Below are 10,307 nucleotides of genomic sequence, written 5' to 3'. Positions count from 1 at the left end.
TAGGAGCGCAAGCGAATCGCTATTGACTTATCGAGGAGTCACGCTACAGCATTAGTGCTAGAGCCGGACGTGGCAATATTCGACGAAGTATCAATAGGGCTAAAAATTATATACTTTCTGATCTTTAAAAAAAGGGGCATGATTTAAGAAAAAACCAAATTTTTCTTAATCATGCCCCTTGATCCTATGTGGTTTCGATTATGCTTTAAAAGGAGGGTTATTATACAAACAAAATGACGCTATGCATCTTGTTTATCATTTACTGCTGCTGCCTGTTTCTTTTCGAGACGCAGCTCAATTTGAGAGATTTGTTTTTCATCGGACATTAATTCCTGCTTATTTTCCTGTACCAGCTGCTCGAACTTCAGACGTTTCGTTCTCATCCGTAGACACTCCCTAAATGATTCACTTTCAATGCATCATTTGCCTGGCCAATGATCCGATAGCTTTTGTGGCTGACAACAGTATTGGTATAGCCATGGTTTAATTTTTCATAGCCTTTTGTGCCTGATATATCCGCAACAATACTGTTTTTTGTCTTGGATGGCAGAACTTCACCCTGCACTAATATGCCATTTTGTTCGAATTCGATAATGTCGCCAGGCTTGGCTTTACTTCGATCAGGTTTAAACATATCGCTCCTCCTGTACTTTGCTTGATTTAAGGTTGGATGGAAGACCGTGTTAATCCTGCCTCCTATGGGAAGGATTATAGCCAACTATACAGAAGGGTTTTGGCACAAATCCGGTGAAAATGTGGCAGAAATGCGTAATTTTTCAGCATGGATTCATACCAAAAAGAATGTCTCTATGAAACAACTTCATATGTGTATCGTTTTTCACAGCGTAGCACAATCAGTCATGAAATCTTAATCGAAAATACATGATATGCAGTAAAATCAGAAACACTAAGCTAAACGCAAAAAAAACAAAGCTTGCGGAAAATGGTATTTTGATAAACATCAGCTGTTGAATAGCGAAAACAACCATTATGATGACGATACTGATGAGCGTTTTCAGATGTATTTGCTTCATATTGCGGGACGTTTTATACAATCCTGTTAAGGTAACAGCCAGAATCCAGTATATGATCACGATAATGGTGAGAACCAGCAGTGTTTGGAAGTTAGCAGCTGTCATCAGACTTGTGATGGTGCTTGCCAGGAAGAACAGTATGCCGGATATAAGATTCAGCATATAAATGTGCTTTGCAGGCAGATTAACTGGCATTTTATTTCCCCTTTCATTATCAATTCCAAATAACACCATAATAACCATATCATCCGTCTTTTAAAAAAGAAACCACCAGATCCCCGTGGCCTGTTGGCATTAAAAAGTTATCTATTTGTATAATTTAGCTCAAATAGGATGAACTGTCGCAGCATGATACGCTAGGAGCCTTGGACAAAAGTCATTTTATTAAGGAAAAAACCGAACTAACTAGAGCGTATACACCGCTCCGGAAATATACTTCGCGCACCTTAGGGCGGCTGTTGAGCCTCTTCGTGCTGACGCACTGCGGGGTCTCACCGGGCCTTTCTTCCCGCAGGATTCTACGTATATTTCCTCCGCTAAAACGGAGTATCGTTCGTCTTTAGTATTGTATATCTTAATTCTGTTCAAGGCTCCTAGGTGGTGCTGTTGGAGACCATTCAAAACTGCCTTCCAAAGATTTGCAAGTATCCGAAATAATATGACAATACAAATACGGCAATCAAAACCCCGATCATGAGGACCAGAAATAGCCAATCACGCTTTTTGACCGTCATATTATGATAATGTGTGCGATCAGCATCATCAGTAAAGCCCTTAGATTCCATCGCAATGGAAACACGTTCTGCTTTGCGGATACCGCTGGCCAGAAGCGGGATGGCATAACGGCGAAATTGATTAACGCTTCCTTTGATACCACGCGCCCGACTGACACCACGAATGCGATGAGCCTGTCTGAGAGTTTGCAGTTCATGCTGGAATACCGGCAGAAAGCGGTAACCGGCCAGGATGCCATATGTGATTTTCGGCGGCAGCTTGAATTGCTGCATGAAGCTGAGCATCAATTTCGTTGAATCCGTCGTCAAGATAAATAACAAAGACAGTGCACCGAAACAGAGCGACCTTAATCCTACACTCACGCCCGTCTGAAAACTTCCGGATGTCACTTCAAACAACCAAAAACGAAACATTTCCTGACCGCCGGAAAAGGTTTGATTCGCATAAAGCATGGTCATCCAAGCAAAACTAACCGCCAGCATGAGAAATGGGCTGAACAATTTCAGCCAGCGCAAGATTGATATATGCGTCATGGAAAAAGTAACAATCAAGATAAATATAAAATACATTAATGGTGTGAAGACGTCATAAGTGAGTCCGAGCAGTATCCCCGGAAGCAAGACGGCAACCATTTTCATCGATGGATTAATGGATGATATCATAAACGTGACTCTCCCGCCGATTTTGACGAAGTCTTGCAGGTTTACGCAGTCTGGCCTCATAAAGCATTTTCGTTTTCTTCCATAAAGTATCCGGTACACCCGAAAATGCCACTCCGCCTTGTTTCAGGATAATGGCACGGTCAGCAGCATCTACAATATTCATATCGTGTGTGACGAAAATGATGGCCGTCCCCATCGCCTTCAACTCCATGACATAATCCATCAATTCAGTTGTTGTAGCAGCATCCTGCCCGTATGTCGGCTCATCAAATAACAAAATATCCGGCGACACATCAAGCACAGTCGCTACACTCAATCGTCGCTTTTGTCCGCCGCTTAAAGCAAATGGATTATTGTCACGATGCTCTCGCAGTCCAAATTGCCCCATCCATAAGTCCGCAGCGTTCTCCATCTCTGCTTCGGTATAACCGTTGCATTTCATCCCGAAAGTTAATTCTTCATAGACAGTATCAGTAATGAACTGATGTTCCGGATTCTGGAAGACAAAACCCATGTGTTTTCGCAACTTGTTCTCCCGCCATTTTTTTAATGGGCGGTCAAACAGAAAAATATCTCCTGCATCCGGTTCGAGCAGCCCTGCCATCAACTGGAGAAGCGTCGATTTGCCTGCACCGTTCTCCCCGGCAACAGCAATTAACTCCCCTGCAAGCACATCTATATTGATGTTATTCAAGACGTTTTGATTTTTACATGAAAATGATAAATCACGAACAGATAACACGGTTTTTTCTGCCGGCACAGTCTGATTATACCTCTTCCGACCTTCAAATCCGCCGGAATATTCTTCAGGCAAAAAGATGCCTTCCTGTTCAAGAAGTCGCTGTTGCTCAGAAAACAGGCGATCAGGTGCATCATCAGCCAACAGTTTCCCATCCATTCCGATTACCAATACCCGTTCGATCAGCCGGAGCCAGTCCTCAGCCTGGTGCTCGATAATCAGACAAGACATTTGTCGTTCTTCCTGAATTGCTTCCACGAGTTCGATAAATTCAAGACTCGAGACTGGATCAAGATTCGCCGTTGGTTCATCCAGAATCAGCAATTCCGGTTCCAGCAGGAGGACAGAAGCAAGCGCAATCTTCTGTTTCTGCCCACCCGAAAGTTCATGGATCTTATGATGAATAAAACGCTGCATTCCGACAGCTTTTAGCACTGATTCAATTTTCCCGAAAATTTCAGAAGCGGGAATTTTTCTGTTTTCCAACGTAAATGCCAGCTCATCCTCTACTGTAATCATGCAGAACTGGCTTTCAGGGTCTTGAAAAACAATGCCGATTTTCTGTGTTAGCTCTCCTCTTTCACAATCCTGGATATGTTTCCCGAGGAAAAATATATCACCGGAAGATATCCCTTCCACAGCTTCCGGATATAAGCCATTAAGACATAGAGCCAGACTGCTTTTTCCGGATCCGCTTGCCCCCATCAAGAGGGTCACTTCATTTGGGTTCAGTGTAACATCCAGACCATCGAGTAAAGGCTGTTTATCGATTTCCTCATAGGAAAACGAAAAATTTTCAATCTCAATGATCGGTTGCTCCCATCCTTTATGCACTTGCATGTTTCCGCTTCCTCTGCCATGCTTTTCCCAAGGCATACCCGCGTAGCACACCGGTTTTTGCAAGCTGATCACTGAGCCATTTACCGAGGACCCCTGAGATCAAAGCGGCACTGATGATTCGCACAGCCAATGTTGAGACGATTAACCATGGTGCCAAAGCAATCATCCCGGCTGAATACAAATGCCAGGCAAAGCTGATCACAGCAGTGGATATGCCGGATAATATGAGAATCCGCAGCCGGTAGTCCTTCCATGCAGTCAGGGAGAACACAGTCTCTGCTCCGGCCCCTTGGATAGCAGCGGAAAGAAGCAACCCGGGGCCTGCGGCTGAACCGAGCAGGACCTCAACTACTCCTGCTATGCATTCGGCCGTGAAGGCAACGCCGGGCTTGCGGAGAATGTAAGCCGCCATGATTGGGGCAATGAACCAAACGCCATAGATGATTTCATAACCAAACGGCGCCAGACCGAATGGGGCGAGGATATTGCGCATCCCTTCACCGACAATAAAAAACACCAGGTAGATAACACCAAAGACGACGCCCAAAATCGACATCAGAACAATTTCTTTCAACCTCCAATTCTTCGTCATAACAATCCTCCTAAAATTTATTGGACGGGCTGTTCGCTGACATAGTAAACGTCATAGTGACATGGGAAACCTTCTTCTGAACACTGTCAAACGATTGCTGCAGCGCGCTGAAAATATCCTTCACATCGCCATCCAGCCTTGTCGCATAGTGCGCAGCGTTCACCTCAACATTGCGATGTTTTGATAAATCAATTTGTGTATAGATTGTATCCATATAGTCCTCACGCCCCATCGGGTAAAGTGAGAATTTACACCCCGCTTCCTGAGTGATCTCACCAGAAGTTTCAATATTCAGCGGTGTGTCGGACTCATCCATGTAAGAATCCGCATCCGTATCGCCCGGACAACCGATGGAAAACGTGCCGCTTATCGCTACATGCTCCCCTGTTTTAGCTGCATGCAAAAAAAGCGCCTCCGTTACATCAAAAACGTGAACTATCTTCCCGCGTACGCACGTGCTTACATCATCGGTGTTTTTCCAGACTTTTGAAGTATCCACCTTCTCCAGCGCCCCCAGAATAATATCAACGAACTTATCACTCATCGGGAATAGTGTGAATTGACATCCTGCGATTCTGCTTGTTCCACAACTATTGCTAGCCATGTCTCTCCTCCTCCTTCATATTTCGTCACAAAAAAACTGCATCCCCAGGGAATGCAGTCTGCATGTGTATGTCAAAAACGCCTTCAATAATCATACGGTGACTGCACTTCCCCACGCTGGTATTATCCAGTTCGGGTACAAAGGGTCAGATTGTAAAATCCTCTCAGCCGCCACATCCGGCAGCTCCCCTAGCGCTCACGAGGTTATGCAGTTTTCATGTAACTTTATGATAAATAATCTTGTGAATTTTGTAAAGGGGAAAGCAAGGATCTATATTAAAATAAGTCGGCGGATCTTATTTTTTACAAAGTTAAACAACGATGTAAAGATTTTTTATTGCTGCTTAAAATGATTGAAAACTGTTTGTATTATCAAACTGATAGAATGGGTATCAGTTTGAAGAAATCGTACACTGCTTCAAATAATTTTATGTTGGGGGAATTCGAAAATGATTAAACCAAAACATCCAGTCAAGACGTATGTCGTTTCCGCCGCACTTGTCACTTCTGTGGCATTAACACCTGCATTAAGTGAGAGTGTGTCAGCCCATGCAAACGTAAACCCTTCAGATACAGATTCATCCATTGAGGTATCAGCAAGCACACTCTTAAATAAAGGAGATAGTGGTGAAGCAGTCAAATCGGTACAATCCGAACTTGCTTCTCAAGGTTATTATACATATAATCTTGATGGAATCTACGGATCTATCACGAAAGAAGCCGTAACAGCATTTCAGTCCGACCGTGGACTGGCAGTTGATGGAATAGTCGGACCTGAAACAAGAAAAGCCTTATCGTCGTCTGAAAGCAAAATCGAGGCTGAAACCGAAACTGAGGCAAAATCCGACACCATGACTTTAAGTTCAACTTCCGGTGATTCTGCTGCAACGTCTAATGTTGTGTCCAGCGCAAGAAACTTAATAGGTTCACCCTATGTATCTGGAGGCGAAACGCCAAGTGGATTTGACAGCAGCGGGTTCATTAACTATGTATTTGACCAGAATGGCGTTGAATTGAACAGAACTCATGCTGATATGTGGGCCTTAGACGGTGAACATGTAGACTCACCCAGTGTTGGTGACGTTGTATTCTTTGAAGGAACATATACCAGCGGACCATCACACAGCGGCATCTATATCGGAAACAATAAAATGATCCATGCAGGCACTCAAGAAACTGGCGTTGAAACAGCTGACCTTGGTATAGATTATTGGCAAAATCACTATTTAGGTGCTAAATCTTTTGATTAATCGTTAAAACGAAGAGGCTGTCCTTAGAAGACAGCCTCTTCGTTTTTTTGAAAAGATCAGAAAGTATATAATTTAAGGTAGAGGTTGAGACAAAATGGAAGTCATTTAAAAAGTTCCGTCCTTTTTCATAATTAGCGGAACGAGGATCCGTTCTGTCCGGATAACTTGGCTTCGGCGGATCCTCATTCCGTTATTTGCATCAATTAAGGTCATTTAAACACGTTAGCGGATCCTCATTCCGCTATTTCCCCTTTTCTCCCTCTTTTTGCCCTGTTTTCCCATGAATAGCGGAATGAGGATTCATTACAACACTAAATAGGGTGATTTTTGCCCATTTAGCGGAATGGGGATCCGCACAGTCCGTAGCATCCAGCTTTAGGGGAACCTCCCCTGCGTTATTTGCTTCCTGGAAACATGTGGAGAGGGATATAACCGGAATATTATGCTTCACCATTGATTTCATGCCACGTTCTGACCAGCCCGTCCACAAGATAACCGATCACAGTCCGATCAGTATCATACTTAACATGAGAAAAGGGGTTCCAACTCGTCAGCATCCCTCCTGCGTTTACTTCCACATCTCCCGTGACAGCCTTTTGGTAATGGCGGTTTAATCCTTTTAAAGGATATGCGAGGATATCATCTTTATCATAAAAATTCAGCCACTCCCCTTCAAAATTCGGGTAATAGTTTTGTATCGCAGACGACGGGACATTGATCGGCACACCGAAATCGTTGAACCGGAGAGACCACAATGCAAGCGGGCTTCCCATACTATAAAATAAAGCCAGAGTCTCTCCCTTTTCTAAAGGTGTATGACCTGCGTATCGTTCTGTAAGTTGTCCAATATTATCATGCCTTGTCTGTAAGTCATGGAAATAATTGCTGGCTACGACTGAGCCGAGACTGTGGCTGATCACACACAAGGGAGCGCTTGACCCGGCTTTTGCTTGGAGGCGGCTTAAACATTGGGCTAAAAGAGAATGGACCTTATCATAATTCGGATTGGCTTCCGATGATGGCTGATATGCTACAGCATCGGCAAGAAACTCAACGACAAAACGGCGCAGCCAATGATAGTCCAACTCTGTTTGCTGCTGAACTCTTTCCCATAGTTTACGCTCTTCGTTTTCAAAAACCGACGACCAAAATACTGGTTCAAATACCAAATCTTCTTTGTTCAGTTTTTTCCCGAAACGTTGCTTAATCCTTTTGATGATCGAATGGGCAAAATCTTCTTTTGGCGACCCGGCTCCATGGATAATCGCGACTGCAATTTTTTGTGCCATATACCTCCCCCCTTGATACTCCAATTATATCAAAGAGACTATTTTTTAAAATAGTACTAATTATTTGTTTTTTAGTTTCCGTATCCGATGTTGCTATTGTTTCATTGTTGTTTCGCTGATTTTAAACTATAATTAAATAGAATGTTTTCGATTTAATTATATGACATATTCAAAAGAGGGACTTTTTGAACAACCTCTTATAATGAATGGGTGAAGGCCATTGAAACAAGTGACTATCGTGTTATCGTTGCTTATTGTATCAATTCTTATCACTGGTTGTAATCGTGACAGCAGCAGTTCAACAGATTCAAATGCGGAAAATGATCAGGACCCCGAAAAAAATGCCGAACTAATGATTTCATCAGCAAGCAGCTTAACAGATGCCTTGAACGAAATAAAAACATCCTATGAAAAGGAACATGATGTTGATTTAACAATCAATTTTGGTGGGTCAGGAAGTTTGGCACAGCAAATTCAGCAAGGTGCCCCTGCTGATGTATTTATTTCAGCTAATCAGGACTGGATGGATACGCTGGAAGATGAACAGCTTATTTTTCCGAAAACACGATCAGACGTTACAGGGAATAAAATGGCGCTTATAGCGAACAAATCCTCCGATCTCAATTATCAATCTATTAGGGACATGGCAGCAGAAGATTTAGATGTCGTAACAATAGGTGATCCGGAAAGTGTCCCGGCTGGTAAATATGCAAAACAAACATTAAAAACTTTGAACATGTGGGACAATCTGAAACATCAGCTGGTATTGGCAAAAAATGTCCGGCAGGTCCTTACATACGTCGAGACAGGTAATGCAGATATCGGTTTCGTTTATCAAAGTGATGCCATGATTTCAGATAAAATTCAAGTTTTGGCAAAGGCAGGGAAGGATATGCATGATCCGATTACTTACCCCGCTGCAGTTGTAAAAGACACGGAACAGAAAATGACAGCGAAGGAATTTATTAACTATATAGAATCTGATCAAGCGCAAACTATTTTGAAAAAATACGGTTTTAAAAAGACAGACTAAGGTGACGTATTCATTATGGACTTTATAGACTTCACTCCGTTATGGTTATCCTTTAAGACCGCAGCACTGGCAACTGTTATTGTGTTTATTACGGGCGTTTTTCTGGCCCGAATTATTGCCAGGAATGACTTCCCCGGAAAAAGCATACTGGAGGCAATCATGCTATTGCCTTTGGTACTGCCGCCGACTGTTGTAGGATTTGGACTGCTGTTTTTATTTGGGAAAAATGGATTATTAGGACAATTGCTCCTCCGATTATTTGACTTGCAAATTGTCTTTACGTGGTACGCTGTGATTATCGCAGCCGTCGTCGTTTCTTTCCCTTTAATGTATCAAAGTGCTTCGGCGGCATTTCAGAAGTATGAACCAAATGTTGAGAATGCGGCCTATACTATGGGAGCATCTAAGTGGAAAGTGTTTTGGACTATCTCCTTTCCGCTGGCATGGCCCGGGCTATTAGCGGGGTTGGTATTAACATTTGCGCGTGCATTGGGGGAATTTGGTGCAACACTCATGCTCGCAGGATATATTCCAGGGGTAACAGATACCATCCCCTTAGCTATCTATTTTGAAGTCGAAGCCGGAAATATGGAACTAGCGACATTTTGGGTTATCATCATTATCTCACTCGGATTTTCGGCTATCTTGTGGCTTAATTGGTGGAGCAAACACAATATGATGCGTTTTTCACACAAACGGGGTGAATGATGATTGATTAACGGAAGCTTATACTACCATTTTCTGAGGAGTTAAACATGCTGCGCGTAAATCTATATAAAAAACTTCATCATTTTGATTTAGATGTGACATTCAATGCCGAAAATGAGATAGTTGTGCTGTTTGGTGCATCCGGTGCAGGTAAAACGACCATATTAAATTGTATCTCCGGCCTTTCCAAACCGAATAGCGGGTATGTACAGTTACATGGTTGTGTATTATTTGAAACAAAAAAGACTTCTGTCGCTATTCAAAACAGAGGAATCGGTTATCTTTTTCAGGATTATGCCCTTTTCCCTCATATGAATGTTTGGAAAAATATAGCTTATGGGATGAAATCTGAAAATCTTGCTCAACAATTAATGGAAGAATTGCATATCAGCCATTTGAAGAATCAGTATCCACATGAGATTTCGGGCGGGGAGAAACAACGCGTGGCAATTGCACGTGCACTTGCTACAGAACCTGATTTATTATTGCTTGATGAACCTTTTTCTGCATTGGATGATACAACCCGCACTAAAAGTCACGAAGAGTTGCTGCGGCTGCAGAGAATGTGGGGGGTTCCTACCATTATCGTGACACACAATCATGCAGAGGCAGAAAAGTTGGGGGATCGAATCCTTTATATAGAGCAAGGTAAACTTGTTTAACGGAGCAATGTATTATGTTTTCAAGGCGTTATAACAATCGAGTAGGAGACTAATCATTAGTTGATTAGTCGTCCTCTCACACCACCGTACGTACGGTTCCGTATACGGCGGTTCAATAGTTTGAGTACGCACGCCTATATAGTTGATTCAGGTCTTTTAG

The 10,307-nt window shown here is 42.8% G+C and carries 12 protein-coding genes and 1 riboswitch; of the genes, 4 read left to right on the top strand and 8 right to left on the bottom strand.

Going from position 1 to position 10,307, the window contains the following annotated elements; all coding sequences use genetic code 11:
- Positions 1-239: 239 nt before the first annotated feature.
- The 7 genes from IEW67_RS16730 to IEW67_RS16700 all read right to left on the bottom strand — a co-directional run bounded on the left by IEW67_RS16730 (position 240) and on the right by IEW67_RS16700 (position 5,206).
- Entirely contained in the window at positions 240-383 is a 144-nt protein-coding gene (locus tag IEW67_RS16730) for an FbpB family small basic protein (RefSeq protein WP_188634218.1), read from the bottom strand.
- Positions 380-634 (bottom strand): YkvS family protein, encoded by a 255-nt coding sequence (locus IEW67_RS16725; RefSeq protein ID WP_188634217.1) that lies wholly within the window; start codon positions 632-634, stop codon positions 380-382. Before IEW67_RS16725 ends, IEW67_RS16730 begins: the two co-directional genes overlap by 4 nt.
- 220 nt (positions 635-854) lie before the next feature.
- On the bottom strand, positions 855-1,229 hold the full coding sequence (locus IEW67_RS16720) for a hypothetical protein (protein ID WP_188634216.1): 375 nt from the start codon (positions 1,227-1,229) through the stop codon (positions 855-857).
- Positions 1,230-1,651: 422 nt separating this feature from the next.
- A complete protein-coding gene (locus IEW67_RS16715; RefSeq protein ID WP_188634215.1) occupies positions 1,652-2,431 on the bottom strand; it encodes an energy-coupling factor transporter transmembrane component T family protein in 780 nt (259 codons plus the stop codon).
- Positions 2,415-4,010 carry an ABC transporter ATP-binding protein gene (locus IEW67_RS16710; RefSeq protein ID WP_229671915.1) on the bottom strand — a complete coding sequence of 532 codons (1,596 nt, stop codon included), beginning with the start codon at positions 4,008-4,010 and terminating at the stop codon, positions 2,415-2,417. The genes IEW67_RS16715 and IEW67_RS16710 overlap by 17 nt, the downstream gene beginning before the upstream one ends.
- Positions 3,997-4,602 carry an ECF transporter S component gene (locus IEW67_RS16705; protein ID WP_188634214.1) on the bottom strand — a complete coding sequence of 202 codons (606 nt, stop codon included), beginning with the start codon at positions 4,600-4,602 and terminating at the stop codon, positions 3,997-3,999. Before IEW67_RS16705 ends, IEW67_RS16710 begins: the two co-directional genes overlap by 14 nt.
- A 10-nt stretch (positions 4,603-4,612) precedes the next feature.
- Complete coding sequence (locus IEW67_RS16700; RefSeq protein WP_188634213.1) at positions 4,613-5,206, bottom strand: YkoF family thiamine/hydroxymethylpyrimidine-binding protein; 594 nt, start codon at positions 5,204-5,206, stop codon at positions 4,613-4,615.
- A 91-nt stretch (positions 5,207-5,297) separates the two neighbouring features.
- Positions 5,298-5,406: riboswitch (TPP riboswitch) on the bottom strand.
- 248 nt (positions 5,407-5,654) lie between these two features.
- Here IEW67_RS16700 and IEW67_RS16695 point away from each other — a divergent pair.
- Positions 5,655-6,455, top strand: a complete 801-nt coding sequence (locus IEW67_RS16695; RefSeq protein WP_188634212.1) for a C40 family peptidase — start codon at positions 5,655-5,657, stop codon at positions 6,453-6,455.
- Positions 6,456-6,895: 440 nt separating this feature from the next.
- Here the strand turns inward: IEW67_RS16695 and IEW67_RS16690 are convergent, their stop codons facing one another.
- Positions 6,896-7,744, bottom strand: coding sequence for a chemotaxis protein (locus IEW67_RS16690; RefSeq protein WP_188634211.1), 849 nt, complete (start codon positions 7,742-7,744; stop codon positions 6,896-6,898).
- Between the two features lie 229 nt (positions 7,745-7,973).
- Here IEW67_RS16690 and modA point away from each other — a divergent pair, with 229 nt between their 5' ends.
- Genes modA through IEW67_RS16675 form a run of 3 tightly spaced genes read left to right on the top strand, consistent with a single transcriptional unit; the run spans position 7,974 to position 10,147 of the window.
- Positions 7,974-8,777 carry a molybdate ABC transporter substrate-binding protein gene (modA, locus tag IEW67_RS16685; RefSeq protein WP_229671917.1) on the top strand — a complete coding sequence of 268 codons (804 nt, stop codon included), beginning with the start codon at positions 7,974-7,976 and terminating at the stop codon, positions 8,775-8,777.
- 15 nt (positions 8,778-8,792) lie between these two features.
- Complete coding sequence (gene modB / locus IEW67_RS16680; protein ID WP_188634209.1) at positions 8,793-9,485, top strand: molybdate ABC transporter permease subunit; 693 nt, start codon at positions 8,793-8,795, stop codon at positions 9,483-9,485.
- A gap of 47 nt (positions 9,486-9,532) precedes the next feature.
- Positions 9,533-10,147 (top strand): ATP-binding cassette domain-containing protein, encoded by a 615-nt coding sequence (locus IEW67_RS16675; RefSeq protein ID WP_188634208.1) that lies wholly within the window; start codon positions 9,533-9,535, stop codon positions 10,145-10,147.
- Positions 10,148-10,307 lie beyond the last annotated feature (160 nt).

Source organism: Lentibacillus kapialis, from assembly GCF_014646635.1.
Classification (GTDB): domain Bacteria; phylum Bacillota; class Bacilli; order Bacillales; family Amphibacillaceae; genus Lentibacillus; species Lentibacillus kapialis.
Note: the sequence above shows the minus strand (reverse complement) of the source record. Positions and strands in the feature narration are given on the sequence as shown.

Bases quoted from the DNA above. Each gene is read 5' to 3' on its own strand.
- IEW67_RS16720 (WP_188634216.1), bottom strand. From the start codon at position 1,229: ATGCCAGTTAATCTGCCTGCAAAGCACATTTATATGCTGAATCTTATA.
- modB (WP_188634209.1), top strand. From the start codon at position 8,793: ATGGACTTTATAGACTTCACTCCGTTATGGTTATCCTTTAAGACCGCA.
- IEW67_RS16700 (WP_188634213.1), bottom strand. From the start codon at position 5,206: ATGGCTAGCAATAGTTGTGGAACAAGCAGAATCGCAGGATGTCAATTC.
- IEW67_RS16730 (WP_188634218.1), bottom strand. From the start codon at position 383: ATGAGAACGAAACGTCTGAAGTTCGAGCAGCTGGTACAGGAAAATAAG.
- IEW67_RS16715 (WP_188634215.1), bottom strand. From the start codon at position 2,431: ATGATATCATCCATTAATCCATCGATGAAAATGGTTGCCGTCTTGCTT.
- IEW67_RS16675 (WP_188634208.1), top strand. From the start codon at position 9,533: ATGCTGCGCGTAAATCTATATAAAAAACTTCATCATTTTGATTTAGAT.
- IEW67_RS16705 (WP_188634214.1), bottom strand. From the start codon at position 4,602: ATGACGAAGAATTGGAGGTTGAAAGAAATTGTTCTGATGTCGATTTTG.
- IEW67_RS16710 (WP_229671915.1), bottom strand. From the start codon at position 4,010: ATGCAAGTGCATAAAGGATGGGAGCAACCGATCATTGAGATTGAAAAT.
- IEW67_RS16695 (WP_188634212.1), top strand. From the start codon at position 5,655: ATGATTAAACCAAAACATCCAGTCAAGACGTATGTCGTTTCCGCCGCA.
- IEW67_RS16725 (WP_188634217.1), bottom strand. From the start codon at position 634: ATGTTTAAACCTGATCGAAGTAAAGCCAAGCCTGGCGACATTATCGAA.
- IEW67_RS16690 (WP_188634211.1), bottom strand. From the start codon at position 7,744: ATGGCACAAAAAATTGCAGTCGCGATTATCCATGGAGCCGGGTCGCCA.